The organism is Sphaerochaeta pleomorpha str. Grapes (assembly GCF_000236685.1).
In the GTDB taxonomy this organism is placed as follows: domain Bacteria; phylum Spirochaetota; class Spirochaetia; order Sphaerochaetales; family Sphaerochaetaceae; genus Sphaerochaeta; species Sphaerochaeta pleomorpha.
Genome location: NC_016633.1, coordinates 2,333,214 through 2,348,618, shown reverse-complemented (window position 1 = coordinate 2,348,618; position 15,405 = coordinate 2,333,214). Strand labels below are relative to the sequence as shown.

Here is a 15,405-nt window from a genome sequence, read left to right as displayed (position 1 = left end):
TTAGTTAGCTGCTTTCCGAATTCCGAGGGCATATTCGTGGATGAGGGTGTTCACGCGAGCGATATTCCTCTTTGTTGTACGAACAGCAAGCGGATTTTCGACATGCCCGAGAACTCTTCCCATCCGAAGGTTGAGATACTCCTTATGGAGTTGTTCTTTCTTCTCAACCAGTTCGTCAAGGGTTAAATCTTTATATGAATTCTTCATAATTTACTCCACATCCCTTCTGACGACAAATCTCGTCTTGATCGGAAGTTTTGACGCTGCGAGGGCAAGTGCCTCACGAGCCAAATCTTCACTGACGCCGCCCATTTCAAACATGACAGCTCCAGTCTTGACCACAGCTACCCAGCCTTCAGGGGCACCCTTACCATTACCCTGTCTGGTTTCAGCGGGTTTCTTGGTATACGGCATATCAGGGAAAATCCTGATCCATACCTTACCACCACGCTTAATGTGACGGGTCATTGCAATACGGGCAGCTTCAATCTGGCGGTTGGTAATCCACTTGGGTTCAAGTGCCATCAAGGCAAATTCACCAAATGCGATCGTATTACCACGGTGGGCAACACCATCAGTGGTACCACGCTGCTTTTTTCTGTATTTTACTCTTTTTGGACTAAGCATGGCCTACTAACTCCTTGCCTCAACGCCTTCGGTCTTTGAAGGCTTTCTAACGAGCCCACCAGCGTCTTCTTTGATTGCATGCTCATAGATTTCACCGTTGAAAACCCATACTTTAACGCCAATGGCACCAAAGGATGTGTGTGCAGTTACAAATCCATAATCAATGTCGCTTCTGAGAGTATGAAGAGGAACACGTCCTTCCTTCATCCATTCGGAGCGAGCTATTTCAGCACCGCCGATACGACCTGAGCATCTGATCTTGACACCCTGGGCACCGCTCTGCATTGCTTTTGTTACTGCCATCTTCATTGCTCTGCGGAAAGAACCACGAGCAACAAGCTGTTTTGCAACATTAGAAGCAATCAACTGGGCATCAGCCTCAGGTTTCTTGATTTCTTTAATCTTGATCTGCACTTTCTTGTCTGAAAGCTTCTGGAGTCTTGCTCCAAGCTTTTCGACATTAGCTCCCTTGCTACCAATAATGATACCAGGGCGACTAGTGGTGATCACGATAGTAATGCGCTGTGGTTTACGGATGAATTCAACATCTGAAATCTCAGCACCCTGAACCTCTGGGCACCCAAGCAAAGCCTTGCGCAGCTTAAGGTCTTCGTGCAGAGTATCTGCATATTCCCGGGGATCTACATACCATTTGGACTTCCAGGTCTTGTTGATTCCAAGGCGGAGTCCAATCGGATTTACTTTCTGGCCCATTTATTCCCTCACGCTTGCTTTTTCGTCAACAACGACGGTAATGTGTGACATCCTCCTGAGGAGAATATCACGTCTCCCATGGGATCTCGGCCAAACTCTCTTGAGTCTCGGGCCCTCGTTAACCTGCAATTCCTTGACCACAAGGTTCTCTTCATCAAGCTTCTTGTTCTGATCAAGTGCATTGGCACAAGCTGACTGTAAAACCTTGAGAATCAGGTGAGACCCTTTCTGGGGCATCGCCTCAAGGATAGCAACAGCCTGGGCATATGACTTATTCCTAACAAGATTAGCTACAGGCCTAACCTTTGAAGGAGCAATCATCAGATACTTTGCAGTTGCTGAATAACCTTTTTTTTCTTCCATCATTCTACCCATCTCGATTAACCAACCTTCTTGTCGGAAACTGAGTGACCGCGGAAAATTCTGGTGGGTGAAAACTCGCCGAGTTTATGTCCGACCAGATTCTCAGTCACGAACACTGGAATCCAGGTTTTCCCGTTATAAACGGAAATCGTGAATCCTACCATTTCAGGGATGATCGTAGAACAGCGGGAATAAGTCTTGATCATCTGCTTCTGATTAGTCTTAAGAGACTCCTGAATCCTTTTATAAAGTTTCTTCTCAATAAAAGGACCTTTTTTGATTGATCTTGCCACTTTCTACTCCTACTTCCGCTTCTTAAGGATGAATGCACCGGAAGGTTTTTTCTTGGAACGGGTTTTTCCACCCTTGGTCGGCTTGCCCCATGGGGTTACCGGGTTCCGTCCAGCTGCAGTCTTACCTTCACCACCACCATGGGGGTGATCGACAGGGTTCATAGCGACACCACGAACCTTAGGCCTTCTTCCCAAGTGACGGCTTGCACCGGCTTTACCAAGGCTAACATTCATGTGATCTTCATTACCAAGCTGCCCAAGGGTAGCGTAGCACTCACCGAACACCATGCGCATTTCACCTGAGGGGAGGCGGAGTGTGACATAGTCACCTTCCTTGGCCACTACAGTTGCACCCAAACCAGCTGAACGAACAAGCTGTCCGCCTCTGCCAAGAGTAAGCTCAACATTGTGAACCATCAACCCAAGGGGAATGTTCTTCAAAGGAAGAGCATTTCCGCTGGAAAGAGGGGCAGTCGGTCCGGAAATAACCGAGGTACCGACAGTCATGCCTTTAGGGGCAATCATGTAGCGCTTTTCACCATCGGCATAAAATACCAATGCAATGTTAGCACTGCGGTTCGGATCGTATTCGATAGTCTTGACGACACCTGGAATACCATATTTGTCACGCTTGAAATCGATTACTCGATAAGCACGTTTGTGGCCACCGCCTCTACGGCGAACGCTGATGCGCCCAAAGGTATCACGTCCAGCCTTTTTGCTCAGACCGGTAGTAAGTGACTTCTCAGGCTTGCTGGCAGTCAGCTCGCTGAAGACCAATGTGGTCTTCTGGCGAAGGCCGGGAGTATTTGGCTTGTAAGATTTAAGAGCCATTTTCCAACTTCTCCTTATACGCCTTCGATGGCCTGGATGGTATCACCCTTGGCCAGGGTTACGACAGCCTTCTTCCAATCACCGGTATTGCCAAGGATGTTGCCACCCTTTCCGCGTGAATATTTTGGCTTGCCTTTTACGATCATAACATTACACTTCACAGGTTCAACCTGGAACAGCTCTTTAATAGCTGCCATAATCTGGAATTTATTACTATCCTTGTGAACTTTGAACGTGTATTTCTTTGTTTCCCCTTCGCGAGCGATATTTGATTTCTCACTCAAGACGGGTTCAATGATTACTTGGTCTGCTCTCATATCCGGTCCCCTTATTTGTCGCCGTAGAAATCGTTAAGATTCTTTGCGGCGGTTTCCAGAACCAAGACCTTTCTTCCATACAGGAGTTCCTTTGCGGAAAGCCTATTGTAAGAAAGGACGTGCAGGTACGGAATATTTTTCGCAGCACGGCGCATCATTACATCGTCATCCTTGAGGATGAGAATCGTTCTGGTCCTATCCTTGACAAAGTTCTCAACGATAGAAGCAAGATCCCTTGTTTTGCCAGATTCCGGTGAGAAATCTTCAACAACCACAAGGCGCTCTTCCTGGATTCCCAGGGAAAGAAGGCTCTTCATCGCAAGACGTTTCACCTTCTTGGGAAGGACGTAACTATAGTCACGCGGTTTTGGTCCAAATACGGTACCACCACCGACCCAAACAGGGGACTTCTTGTCACCAGCACGAGCATTACCTGTGCCTTTCTGTTTGTAAGGCTTGGTATTGCTGTAATTGACTTCAGCGCGACCCTTCGTGCATGCAGTACCGACGCGGCGGTTTGCAAGCTCATTATTTACGGCATAGTAGATAGACCCATCGCTGACTTCCCTGTTAAATACCAGGTCATTCAACTCAATCGTTCTAACTTCTTTGCCTTCGATAGAAAAGACTTTGGTTTCCATATCTCTCGCCCCTACTTCTTTATCGCTTTCTTGACGATGACGACACTCTGGGAGGGACCAGGGATTGCTCCCCTTACCATAAGGACCTGCATCTCTTCATCGACCCTGACGACTTTCAGGTTCTGAATTGTCGTCTTCTCAGTACCCATACGGCCAGCCATATTGTGGCCTTTAAATGTACGACCAGGAGTAGATGACATTGCAGTACCACCGATGTCACGGTGGAACTTAGAACCGTGGGTTGCACGTCCACCAGAGAAGTTGTGACGCTTCATACCACCGGCGAAACCTTTACCTTTAGAAGTCCCAGTGACATCTACAAATGAGATGTCCTTAAATATATCCACGCCCAACACTTCGCCGACCGTAACTTCTTTTTCATAGTTACGGAACTCTATTACATGCTGCTTCGGTTCGCAAATTCCTTCGAACTGGCCAGCATACGGCTTGGTGACAGTGCTTTTTTTCTTGTCAACGGAACCGAGTACTGCGGCTTTGTAGCCATTCTTCTCTTCAGTTCGGTCTGCGACAACAACATTGCCCTCAATTCTTATAACCGTCACGGGTGTAAGTCTGCCTTGCGCATCAAACACCTGTGTCATTCCAACTTTTTTGCCGATAAGCCCTAACATCTCTTACCTCAACTCTCTTACTGTTTAATCTCTACATCCACACCAGCAGGGAGCTCAAGCTTCATGAGGGCATCCATGACTTTCGATGTAGGATCCAAAATGTCAATCAACCTTTTGTGGGTTCTCATCTCGAACTGTTCACGAGACTTTTTATTGACAAAGGGCGATCTCAGGACAGTGTACTTATTGACACGAGTCGGGAGAGGTACAGGACCAGAGACAGTAGCGCCGGCCCTGACAACAGTATCTACGATTGCTTTTGAGCTCTGTTCAACAAGCTCAATATCAAAACCTCTCAACCTAACCCGAATTCTTTCTTTAGCCATTATTCCTCCAAAAAACGGGCCTTGCCAGCATCCAACAGATGTTGGCAAGACATTCGTCAACAGAATTATTCGGCGATTTCAGTTACCTGGCCGGAAGCAACAGTCCTACCACCTTCACGAATAGCGAAGCGGAGTCCTTTGTCCATTGCAACAGGGTGAATCAGCTCGACATTGATAGTAGTGTGGTCCCCAGGCAGAATCATCTGCTTGCCTTCGGGCAACGTTACGGTACCAGTAATGTCTGTAGTTCTGAAATAGAACTGTGGGCGATAGCCACTGAAGAACGGTGAGTGACGGCCACCTTCGTCCTTGCTCAGTACATATACAGTACCAATGAACTTCTGGTGGGGGTTGATGGACTTTGGCTTAGCCAGAACCTGGCCACGCACAACGTCTTTCTTGTCAACACCGCGGAGAAGAGCACCAATGTTATCACCAGCCTGACCTTCGTCAAGGAGCTTGTTAAACATTTCGATACCAGTACAAACAGAATCTCTTGTGTCCTTAATACCGATGATGGATACTGGATCGTTGATATGAACAATACCGCGTTCGATACGTCCAGTAACAACGGTACCACGACCGGAGATGGAGAAAATGTCTTCGATTGGCATCAAGAAGGGCAAGTCAACGGCACGCTCAGGAAGTGGGATATAATTATCCATCGCATCGAGCAATTCGTCGATACATTTTACGCTTTCAGGATCATCAGGATTGGTCATGGCTTCATAAGCGGAACCACGGATGATAGGAGCATTTGCACCGTCAAAACCATATTCGGTCAAGAGGTCGCGCATCTCTTCTTCAACAAGGTCGATCAGTTCAGGATCGTCTACCTGGTCACACTTATTGATAAATACGATTACACAGGGAACACCAACCTGGCGAGCGAGCAACAAATGCTCTTTGGTCTGGGCCATTGCACCGTCGGTAGCAGCAACAACAATAATTGCTCCGTCCATCTGTGCAGCACCAGTGATCATGTTCTTGATGTAGTCAGCATGTCCCGGGCAGTCAACGTGGGCATAGTGCCTGTTAACGGACTGGTACTCAACGTGTCGGGTATTAATCGTGATACCACGTGCTTTCTCTTCCGGAGCGTTGTCGATCGCATCATAAGCAAGGGCTTTGTCGCCGAACAACTTTGCACAATGCATGGTAATAGCAGCAGTAAGCGTTGTCTTACCATGGTCGACGTGGCCGATGGTGCCTACGTTAACGTGCGGCTTCGTCCTCTGAAATTTCTCTTTTGCCATCATTTCCTCCTTGTGACTTTTTTATAATTGTCACAATCAAAAAATTAATATGTGCTCATAAAGGCACAAAGCCTTTACCATTTCTAATGAGACAAACTAATTATATGAGGATACTAATGTTAAAAGAGATTCCAGAGGTCGGCAAGCATGGTACATACCATCTTGTCGACTTAGTATAAGTTTAAAAAAAACTTCTTACTGCCTGAAACCACCTTATCATTGCACCAGCAATAATCGGTTTGGCTCTACATAGTTCCGCATAGGCATGCCTATAGCGGACACCTTTTGCAATATATGCGAAAAGGGGATTTCATGTCAAGCGATACACAGTAATTCTATAAAGATAAAGAAAAAACCGGTTATCGTATGGTGATAACCGGCATTTTTAATACCAAATGGCCTACCAGCGGTAGTGACTGAATGCCTTGTTTGCTTCTGCCATTCTGTGCGTATCTTCTTTTTTCTTGAAGGCTGCACCAGTGTTGGCATATGCATCGAGCATCTCAGCACCGAGCTTCTCGCTCATGCTGTGACCGTTACGGTTACGAGCAGCAGCGATAATCCAGCGCATTGCCAAAGCTTCGCGACGATTGTCACGGATTTCGACAGGAACCTGGTAAGTGGCACCACCAACGCGGCGACTCTTAACTTCTACAACAGGCTTGACATTTTCAAGAGCCTTGATGAAAACATCAAGAGGCTTCTCGCCGGTCTTTTCGCCCATTGTGGCCATGGCCTGATAAATAATCCTGGTACTGACGGATTTCTTTCCATCTACCATCATCCTGCGGATGAATTTCTCGACAACCGTACTTCCGTACATCGGATCCGGCAATACTTCCCTGACGGGAGCAGTAGTTCTTCTTGACATTTCTTACTCCCTTATCAAGCTTTTGGCTTTTTGGCACCGTATTTGGAACGGCTTCTCTTACGATCGGCAACACCCAGGGTATCTTTCGCACCACGGACTATGTGGTAACGAACACCGGGAAGGTCCTTGACCCTTCCACCACGCAACAACACAACTGAGTGTTCCTGGAGGTTATGTCCGATTCCGGGGATATAAGCTGTTACTTCAATTCCATTGGAAAGACGCACACGTGCGACTTTTCTCAGAGCAGAGTTAGGCTTCTTCGGGGTAACGGTCATGACCCTAGTGCAAACACCGCGCTTCTGGGGACAACCGCCAAGGGCTGGGGATTTTGTCTTATTAGCGACAGTCTTCCTTCCCTTTCTGATCAGCTGATTAATAGTAGGCATCTTATCGACACACTCCCTTTTTATTGTCTGGTCCACCACTTCTCACTAAAGCAGGGGCCTGTGCCGTCCAACGGACAGCACATCTATTCAAAATCCGCACCCAGCATGGACGCAATGGCGTGTTATACAACGAATGCAAACGAAACAGGTTGCGCCAACAGGCGCAAACACCTATTCTCCGTCATACGAATCGTCCACATCCACCGCATCACCTACGGATTTCATATCACCAAGTTCTTCAACGTCAAAATCATCGTCATCAATCATTTCCTGACGCCTTGATTCTTTCACTGCATCAACCTTTTGTTGCAATGCAAGAAGCTCTTCGTCCTTCAATTTTACATCCCTGTACTTCTTCATACCAGTACCAGCAGGGATCAGATGACCAATAATTACGTTTTCTTTCAAACCACGTAACTCATCTTTACTACCAGCTATTGCCGCATTTGTCAAGACCTTGGTAGTCTCCTGGAAGGAGGCTGCCGAGATAAAGGAGTCGATACTCAACGAGGCACGGGTAATACCAAGCAGGAGAGGACGGGCTACAGCGGGTTCACCACCTTCGGTTACAACACGTTCGTTTTCTTCAAAGAAACGGAACTTATCTACCTGCTGCCCGTGGATAAGATTGGTATCGCCTACATGGACAATCTCAACCTTACGCAACATCTGCCTGACAATAACACCGAGGTGCTTATCATTAATATCTACACCCTGCATCCGGTAGACTTCCTGGACTTCATCGACCAAGAATGACTGCAATGCGTTTTCACCGAGTATATCAAGGATATCATGTGGATCAATCGCTCCGTCACACAAGGGTTCAGCCGCTTCAACGGGGTCTCCGTCACGAACCAGAAGGTTTTTCCCCATCGGTACCATGTGTTTGTACTCATGACCGAAGGCATCCCTTACGATAACCGAGCGCTTTGCCTTTACGACTGGACCAAAACTGACAACACCTGATACTTGGGCCAAAATGGTATTGTTTCTGGGCCTACGGGCCTCGAACAACTCCCCGACTCGGGGAAGACCACCGGTAATATCCTTGGTTTTAACACCTTCTTTCAAAAGCTTTGCCAGGATATGTCCCTTTTCAACCTTAACGTTATCCTCAACCTGCAAGTAGGAAGCACCAGGTAACAGATACACGGCAAGGGTGCTACCCTTTCCATGCTCCTGTGAGGTGATCTCAATGCGGGGCTGGAGAGATTCAAGGCTATGCTCAGTAATCTTCTTCTCGATATTACCGGTTTCCTCATTGACCTCTTCAATCAATGTAGTCCCCAATTTGATATCGACGAAATTCGTATAACCACCTTCTTCAGCAATAACAGGCTCACTGAAGGGGTCAAAGGTTACAATGGGAGTCTGGGTGTCAACAAACTGACCTGATTTCACCAGGAGTTCTGAACCAGTCTTAACAACCTGCGAGGTAGAGTGACCAACCAGAAGCAGTCTGCCGTCAAGGAACTTTACAGAACCATTTTCAAGGGAGAGGATGGTCTCGCCATCTTTTTTATAGATAGGAGTACCTTTTCCCACTACCGAGCCGTCAGAAACGAGCAGTTCATCATAGGATCCTTTTATAATTTCTGCATTGACACGGAAATATTCGATATGCCCCTTACGGGTGAATACATCCAAGCCGTCAGAAACACGAACAACCCTAGTTCCTGAAATCGAACCGATAACAACCGGATAGTTGAACGTCAGCTTGCTTTCCTCGGAACTCGTCGAAGCAGTACCACCAACGTGGAACGTACGCATCGTAAGCTGAGTTCCGGGCTGACCGATTGACTGGGCGGCGATGATACCGACAGCCTCTCCGATAACCACAGAACTATTGGTGGCAAGGTTTCGACCATAACATTTCTGACAAACACCATGTTTTGCCTCACAGGTCAATACAGTCCTGAGCAGGATCTTCTCAACACCAGCGTCTTCAATAAGTTTTGCCACAGGTTCAGAAATCTCAATATTCGCTTCGGCAATTACCTCATGGGTAAACGGATGCAAGACATCCTCTACCGGGCAACGACCAACAATACGGTCTGCAAGGGACTCAACAATTTCATCACCGTCCTTGATAGCGGAACGCCAGATACCATTGATAGTATGACAATCCTCTTCATTGACGACAACGTCCTGGCTGATATCAACCAAACGACGGGTCAGGTAACCAGCCTCAGCGGTCTTCAAAGCAGTATCGGAAAGACCCTTACGGGCACCGTTCGTGGAAATGAAGAACTCGATAATCGAAAGTCCTTCCTTAAAGTTGGACTTGATAGGGAACTCGATGACGTCGCCTGATGGCTTTGCCATCAATCCACGCATACCACCAAGCTGCCTGATCTGTGTCTTCGATCCACGGGCACCGGAGTCAGCCATGAGGAACAATGGATTGAAGCCGTTCTGGCTCTTCTTCAGTTCATTCATCAACTCATCGGTGAGCTCATCGTTCGTCTGGGTCCAAACCTCGATAACACGGTTATAACGTTCATCCTGGGTAATATGCCCCTGACGATACTGATCAAGAATCTTTTGCTGCTCGACATTGGCTTTGTCAACCATGCCCTTCTTTGCATCAGGGACAATCATGTCGGACAAACCGATGGTAGCACCAAAGATGGTAGCATATTTATAGCCAATATCCTTGATTGAATCGAGCATCTCGACAGCAAGGGAGTTTTCCCTTGTTTTCAACGTATCCCCGATCAGCTTCTTAAGCTCTTTGTCTCCAAGGCAGGCGTTTTGGAAAGGAACACCTTCAGGAAGAACAGAGTTAAAGATTACTCGTCCGGGAGTAGTCTCAACCTTTGTGCCATCGGCGAACCGATAACGAATCAAGGCATTATACGAGAGAGCATCGGCCTCAATAGCCATTTCAAGCTCTCCAATACTGTCATAGAAACGCCCGGTACCTTTAGCACCCTTCATTTCCCTGGTCAGGTAGTTGATACCAAGAACCATGTCCTGGGAAGGATACACAATCGGTTTACCGTTAGCAGGGTCGAGAAGGTTCGTTACAGAGAGCATCAAGGTCCAGCATTCCAGCTGGGCCGCATGGGTTAGCGGTACGTGAACAGCCATCTGGTCACCGTCGAAGTCAGCATTGTAGGCATGACATACGAGGGGATGCAATTTGATAGCCTTCCCGTCAACGAGAACCGGATCGAAAGCCTGGATTCCAAGGCGGTGCAACGTAGGCGCACGGTTCAGCAGAACAGGGTGCTCCTTAACTACATCATCAAGGATAGACCATACGGCATCGGTCTCTTCTTCAACAAGGCTCTTTGCCTTTTTGATGTTATATACAACGCCATCTTGTACGAGCTTCTTCATAATGAAAGGCTTATAGAGTTCCAAAGCCATCTTTGAAGGAAGACCACACTGATGCATTCTCAATTCAGGACCAACAACAATAACGGAACGCCCTGAATAGTCGACACGCTTTCCAAGCAAGTTCTGCCTGAAACGGCCTTGCTTACCTTTAAGCATATCGGAAAGACTCTTCAGAGGCCTGTTTGAAGCACCCTTGACCACACGTTTTCTCTTTGAGTTATCAAACAATGCGTCAACAGCTTCCTGCAACATCCTTTTTTCATTACGGATGATGATGTCAGGGGCATTGAGCTTGACCAAACGATCAAGCCTGTTGTTCCTGTTGATGACCCTTCGGTACAAGTCATTGAGGTCACTGGTTGCGAAACGTCCGCCATCTAGCTGAACCATTGGCCGCAAATCCGGTGGGATGACCGGAATTACGGTAAGGATCATCCATTCAGGGCGGTTGCCGCTATCACGGAAGTTCTCACAAACCTCAATTCTCTTAAGCAAACGCTTGTCTGCCTTATCTTCTTTCTGGCGCATCTGCTCGCGAAGCTCACGGGAAAGTTCCTCAAGGTCAAGGTTCGTCAAAAGTTTGCGAACCGCCTCGGCACCCATCCCTGCTTCAAACGAATCACCATACTGATCGCGTGCAAGCCAGTACTCCTCTTCACTGAGGAGCTGCTTTAGCTTAAGATTGGTATCGCCTGCATTGATAACTACATATTTCTCATAATAAAGAATGCTCTGCAACGAGTTGCGGGAAATATCCAGCAACATGCTCATCCGCGAGGGTACAGAACGGTAATACCAAATATGGGAAACAGGGGCTGCAAGGGTAATATGTCCCATGCGTTCACGTCTGACCTTGGTGTTCGTTACTTCAACACCACACCGGTCACAAATGACACCCTTATAGCGGATAGATTTAAACTTTCCGCAATAGCATTCCCATTCCTTGGTAGTTCCGAAAATCTTCTCACAAAACAAGCCATCCCTCTCGGGCCGAAGCGTGCGGTAATTAATCGTCTCGGGCTTCTTCACCTCGCCGTACGACCAATCCTTGATCTGCTCCGGCGAAGCCAGCTTTATCATAATGCTATCGAAATCCTGAATTTCCTTCATCCGTACTTCTCCTGGTTAGTTGAGGGAGCCTTTCGACTGCTTGGCGATCAACTCTTCATCTCGTTCCGTCAAAGGAACCTGCTTGCCCTTGGAATCGTACACAGCCATATCCAAAGCAAGGCCACGGATTTCCTGGACCAATACGTTGAATGCCTCTGGCATTCCAGCAGTGGTTGCGGGTTCTCCCTTGACGATACTTTCATAAATCTTAACACGGCCATTCATGTCATCGCTCTTGATAGTAAGCAATTCCTGCAAGGTATTGGCAGCACCATATGCCTCGAGGGCCCATACTTCCATTTCTCCGAGTCTCTGTCCGCCAAACTGGGCCTTACCGCCAAGAGGCTGCTGGGTAACCAGGGAATAAGGACCGGTAGAACGAGCATGCATCTTATCGTCGACAAGGTGGTGTAGCTTGAGGTAATAAATATACCCACAGAATACAGGATTTACAAAAGGAACACCGGTATGACCGTTATATAACGTCGTCTTGGAGTTCTCGGGAAGCCCTGCTTCAACCATCTTTGCTTCAATCTGAGCCATAGTCGCACTCTGGAATACCGGAGTTGAATACCATTGGTCAAGTTTGACAGCTGCCCAACCAAGCTGGGTTTCCATCAACTGACCGATGTTCATTCGTGAAGGAACGCCCAACGGATTCAAACAGACATCAAGCGGGGTACCATCTTCCATGTAAGGCATATCTTCCTCTGGAAGAATCCGGCTTACAACACCCTTGTTACCATGGCGACCGGCCATCTTGTCACCTTGACGCAACTTACGTTTGGTGGCAATAAGAACCTTGACAGTTTCCTCGACTCCGGGTGGCAACTCGTCATTGTTACTTCTTTTAAGCCTCTGGATATCGATAACCGTACCTTCCGTTCCATGGGGAACCTTCAGGGAGGTATCACGAACTTCCTTGGCCTTTTCACCGAAGATTGAGTTCAACAACTTGAATTCAGGGGTCGTATCACTTTCGCTCTTCGGGGTTACCTTTCCGACAAGAATTGAGCCTGGGCGGACCATTGTCCCGATTCTCACAATACCATCTTCATCAAGCTGCTCAAGCATCTTTTCACTGGTATTGGGAATATCCCTGGTCAATTTCTCCGGTCCAAGTTTAGTCTCACGGATATCCGTAGAGAATTCCTTGATATGGATGGAGGTAAAGATATCGTCCCTTACAACCCTTTCACTGATAAGGACAGCATCTTCGTAGTTGTATCCGTTCCAAGGAACGAATCCTACCAAGATATTTCGTCCGAGAGCAAGTTCGGCATCCTGCGTTGCAGGTCCATCAACCAAAACCTGGCCTTCTTCAACATGCTGGCCATAACTAACCAGAGGCTTCTGGTTGAAACAGGTATCCTGGTTGGTCCGCTGGAACTTCTGCACATCGTAGAAATCAACCTCACCTTCGATCTCACTGTGATCAGGCTTGATAATTACCCTGTCGGAAGATACATACTCGATAGTACCTGCGCGTTTTGCCTTAATCAAAACACCGCTATCATACGCTGTCTTTTCTTCCATACCGGTACCTACACGCGGGGTTTCAGGGAATACCAAAGGTACTGCCTGGCGCTGCATGTTTGAACCCATGAGGGCACGGTTGGCGTCATCGTGTTCGAGAAATGGAATCAAGGAAGCCGCGACACTGATAACCTGTTTTGGGGAAACGTCCATGTAGCGGATATCCGTAGGGGGTTTTGTGGAATAGTCACCACTTCTCCTTACAGGAACCTCTTTCTCACGGAAATTACCATCGGCATCCAGCCTGGCCGAAGCCTGTGCGATAAAATATTTCTCTTCATCGTTGGCATCAAGGAACCTGTACTGTTTTGAAACTACGCCGTTTATTACTTTACGGTAAGGAGTCTCAAGAAATCCATGCTGGTTTACCCGGGTGTAGTTTGCCAAAGACACGATCAAACCGATGTTCGGTCCTTCAGGGGTCTCGATAGGGCAAATACGTCCATAGTGGGTATAGTGAACGTCACGCACTTCAAAGCCGGCACGGTCTCGGGAAAGACCACCAGGTCCCAAAGCATTCAAACGTCTTTTATGGGTGAGTTCAGCCAAAGGATTGACCTGGTCCATGAACTGGGAAAGTTGGCTACTGCCAAAAAATTCCTTCACAGCGGCTACAATCGGTTTGATGGAAATCAAATCCTGGGGTTTTACGCTACCAGTCTCGAGATTCATCCTTTCCTTGGCAATACGTTCCATTCTGGCAAAGGCACTCTTAAGTGCATTCTGCAACAGTTCCCCGACAGAACGAACACGTCGGTTACCCAAATGGTCGATATCATCGACATTCTCCTCACGGATGAATACCTTGATAAGGAAACCCATAGTATTGACTATGTCGCTTGGGGTCAGGACGGTCAAATCGGTTGAAGCATTCTCTTCTTCCTCTTCGGTCCCTGAACCAAACTTCTTATTGAATTTATAACGACCAACAGAACCGAGGTCATAGCGACGGCTTGAGAAGAACATATCAGGCAGATCTCTCTCTGCGCGTTCAATTGCAATCATCTCACCGGGCATGAGGACGCTGAAGATGGGACTGAGCACATCTTCTTTAGTCGGTTCATCAAAACCCTCACGGGTATATTTTGCATCCTCGATTTCAAAACAGTTCAGGATAATATCGCTATGCAGGGAAGATTCACCCTTCATATTGATAAGTTCCAGAGAAGTGATTTTCAAACCAAGAAGCTCATCGATTTCATGGGCATGAAGCTTGTCACCGGAGCGGAGTACTTTTTTATTCTCCCCCTCAACAACAGCATAGACGTCCTTGTAGATATATCTGTTTTCGAGACTCGACTTCAAATCGCTGTCATCAGCGAGTTCAATCGTTTCACTCTTATAGAAATGTTCTACGATCTTTTCACGGGAATCAAGACCGATAGCACGAAGGAACAAAGTTCCAAGGATTCGTTTCTTTCTATCGATTTTTGTGAAAATAAGATGTTTTTTATCATCAATTTCAAATTCCAGCCAAGAACCACGATAAGGAATGATCCTGGAAGAATACACACCCTTTTCGTTTGAGAAAATAACACCGGGCGAACGGTGAATCTGGCTGACAACAACGCGTTCTGCGCCATTGATGATAAAGGTTCCACGGTCGGTCATCAGGGGAATATCCCCAAAGAAGATTTCCTTTTCCCTCATTTCTCCATTAGAGAATTCGAGACTAATGGTAACCTTGATTGGCACACTGTAGGAGCGGCCCTTCTTTTTACATTCGGTTTCCGAAAACTTGATATTGTTAAAGTCAATCGTATAGCCTTTGTATGCAAGACGCATCTCACCATTAGGACTATCAATTGGAAACGTTGACTGGAACACTTCCTCCAAGCCAAACGAAGCATCGGGTTCAAGATTCTTCTTGAAACGTTCAAGTTGTAGGAATCTCTCATAGGAATCAAGCTGGATCCCGATGAGGTTGGGCAGTTCACAGACTTCTTGGAAATCAGAACCGATGTACGTGCGTGTTATGGATTTGCCTTTGGCAACCATCGTGTACCCTCCAGAGTCATTTGAGAAACAGACAGAATCCTCCATCGACAGGAGGAAACGAAAGACACAACAGGCCACCGGCGTCTATCCGGTGGCTCAGTCAGTCGGGCTTACACCCGCTTGCAAAAAACAAGTGCAGGGGAAAGACCCTTG

Annotated in this window: 15 protein-coding genes; all 15 read right to left on the bottom strand. The window is 47.2% G+C overall.

Translation table 11 applies throughout. The features are described 5' to 3' along the window. On the bottom strand, nt 1-207 hold the full coding sequence (gene rpmC / locus SPIGRAPES_RS10675; RefSeq protein ID WP_014270759.1) for a 50S ribosomal protein L29: 207 nt from the start codon (nt 205-207) through the stop codon (nt 1-3). A gap of 3 nt (nt 208-210) precedes the next feature. Beyond that, on the bottom strand, nt 211-627 hold the full coding sequence (gene rplP, locus SPIGRAPES_RS10670) for a 50S ribosomal protein L16 (protein WP_014270758.1): 417 nt from the start codon (nt 625-627) through the stop codon (nt 211-213). 6 nt (nt 628-633) lie between these two features. Then, nucleotides 634-1,341: a 30S ribosomal protein S3 gene (rpsC, locus tag SPIGRAPES_RS10665; protein ID WP_014270757.1), complete on the bottom strand. Its 708-nt coding sequence runs from the start codon at nt 1,339-1,341 to the stop codon at nt 634-636. Then, complete coding sequence (gene rplV, locus SPIGRAPES_RS10660; protein ID WP_041385283.1) at nt 1,342-1,704, bottom strand: 50S ribosomal protein L22; 363 nt, start codon at nt 1,702-1,704, stop codon at nt 1,342-1,344. It abuts the gene before it with no gap. 17 nt (nt 1,705-1,721) lie between these two features. Continuing rightward, nucleotides 1,722-1,997 carry a 30S ribosomal protein S19 gene (gene rpsS, locus SPIGRAPES_RS10655; protein WP_014270755.1) on the bottom strand — a complete coding sequence of 92 codons (276 nt, stop codon included), beginning with the start codon at nt 1,995-1,997 and terminating at the stop codon, nt 1,722-1,724. Nucleotides 1,998-2,006: 9 nt separating this feature from the next. Next, on the bottom strand, nt 2,007-2,831 hold the full coding sequence (gene rplB / locus SPIGRAPES_RS10650; protein ID WP_014270754.1) for a 50S ribosomal protein L2: 825 nt from the start codon (nt 2,829-2,831) through the stop codon (nt 2,007-2,009). 14 nt (nt 2,832-2,845) lie between these two features. Next, a complete protein-coding gene (rplW, locus tag SPIGRAPES_RS10645) occupies nt 2,846-3,148 on the bottom strand; it encodes a 50S ribosomal protein L23 (RefSeq protein WP_014270753.1) in 303 nt (100 codons plus the stop codon). 11 nt (nt 3,149-3,159) lie between these two features. Then, nucleotides 3,160-3,789, bottom strand: coding sequence for a 50S ribosomal protein L4 (rplD, locus tag SPIGRAPES_RS10640; protein ID WP_014270752.1), 630 nt, complete (start codon nt 3,787-3,789; stop codon nt 3,160-3,162). Between the two features lie 11 nt (nt 3,790-3,800). Continuing rightward, on the bottom strand, nt 3,801-4,421 hold the full coding sequence (gene rplC, locus SPIGRAPES_RS10635) for a 50S ribosomal protein L3 (protein WP_014270751.1): 621 nt from the start codon (nt 4,419-4,421) through the stop codon (nt 3,801-3,803). Between the two features lie 17 nt (nt 4,422-4,438). After that, a complete protein-coding gene (rpsJ, locus tag SPIGRAPES_RS10630; protein ID WP_014270750.1) occupies nt 4,439-4,747 on the bottom strand; it encodes a 30S ribosomal protein S10 in 309 nt (102 codons plus the stop codon). A gap of 65 nt (nt 4,748-4,812) precedes the next feature. Further along, nucleotides 4,813-6,003, bottom strand: coding sequence for an elongation factor Tu (gene tuf / locus SPIGRAPES_RS10625; protein ID WP_014270749.1), 1,191 nt, complete (start codon nt 6,001-6,003; stop codon nt 4,813-4,815). Between the two features lie 400 nt (nt 6,004-6,403). After that, the gene (gene rpsG, locus SPIGRAPES_RS10620) at nt 6,404-6,874 is read right to left on the bottom strand and encodes a 30S ribosomal protein S7 (RefSeq protein ID WP_014270748.1); all 471 of its coding nucleotides are present in this window, start codon (nt 6,872-6,874) and stop codon (nt 6,404-6,406) included. 14 nt (nt 6,875-6,888) lie between these two features. Further along, nucleotides 6,889-7,263 (bottom strand): 30S ribosomal protein S12, encoded by a 375-nt coding sequence (rpsL, locus tag SPIGRAPES_RS10615; RefSeq protein WP_014270747.1) that lies wholly within the window; start codon nt 7,261-7,263, stop codon nt 6,889-6,891. A 171-nt stretch (nt 7,264-7,434) separates the two neighbouring features. Further along, a complete protein-coding gene (gene rpoC / locus SPIGRAPES_RS10610) occupies nt 7,435-11,718 on the bottom strand; it encodes a DNA-directed RNA polymerase subunit beta' (RefSeq protein WP_014270746.1) in 4,284 nt (1,427 codons plus the stop codon). 15 nt (nt 11,719-11,733) lie between these two features. Then, entirely contained in the window at nt 11,734-15,252 is a 3,519-nt protein-coding gene (gene rpoB / locus SPIGRAPES_RS10605) for a DNA-directed RNA polymerase subunit beta (RefSeq protein ID WP_014270745.1), read from the bottom strand. Nucleotides 15,253-15,405 lie beyond the last annotated feature (153 nt).

Excerpts from the sequence above, each read along its gene's own strand:
- rplD (WP_014270752.1), bottom strand. The coding sequence starts at position 3,789 with ATGGAAACCAAAGTCTTTTCTATCGAAGGCAAAGAAGTTAGAACGATT.
- rplC (WP_014270751.1), bottom strand. The coding sequence starts at position 4,421 with ATGTTAGGGCTTATCGGCAAAAAAGTTGGAATGACACAGGTGTTTGAT.
- rpmC (WP_014270759.1), bottom strand. The coding sequence starts at position 207 with ATGAAGAATTCATATAAAGATTTAACCCTTGACGAACTGGTTGAGAAG.
- rpsG (WP_014270748.1), bottom strand. The coding sequence starts at position 6,874 with ATGTCAAGAAGAACTACTGCTCCCGTCAGGGAAGTATTGCCGGATCCG.
- rplP (WP_014270758.1), bottom strand. The coding sequence starts at position 627 with ATGCTTAGTCCAAAAAGAGTAAAATACAGAAAAAAGCAGCGTGGTACC.
- rpoB (WP_014270745.1), bottom strand. The coding sequence starts at position 15,252 with ATGGTTGCCAAAGGCAAATCCATAACACGCACGTACATCGGTTCTGAT.
- rplV (WP_041385283.1), bottom strand. The coding sequence starts at position 1,704 with ATGGAAGAAAAAAAAGGTTATTCAGCAACTGCAAAGTATCTGATGATT.
- rpsC (WP_014270757.1), bottom strand. The coding sequence starts at position 1,341 with ATGGGCCAGAAAGTAAATCCGATTGGACTCCGCCTTGGAATCAACAAG.
- rpoC (WP_014270746.1), bottom strand. The coding sequence starts at position 11,718 with ATGAAGGAAATTCAGGATTTCGATAGCATTATGATAAAGCTGGCTTCG.
- rplB (WP_014270754.1), bottom strand. The coding sequence starts at position 2,831 with ATGGCTCTTAAATCTTACAAGCCAAATACTCCCGGCCTTCGCCAGAAG.
- rplW (WP_014270753.1), bottom strand. The coding sequence starts at position 3,148 with ATGAGAGCAGACCAAGTAATCATTGAACCCGTCTTGAGTGAGAAATCA.
- rpsJ (WP_014270750.1), bottom strand. The coding sequence starts at position 4,747 with ATGGCTAAAGAAAGAATTCGGGTTAGGTTGAGAGGTTTTGATATTGAG.
- tuf (WP_014270749.1), bottom strand. The coding sequence starts at position 6,003 with ATGGCAAAAGAGAAATTTCAGAGGACGAAGCCGCACGTTAACGTAGGC.
- rpsL (WP_014270747.1), bottom strand. The coding sequence starts at position 7,263 with ATGCCTACTATTAATCAGCTGATCAGAAAGGGAAGGAAGACTGTCGCT.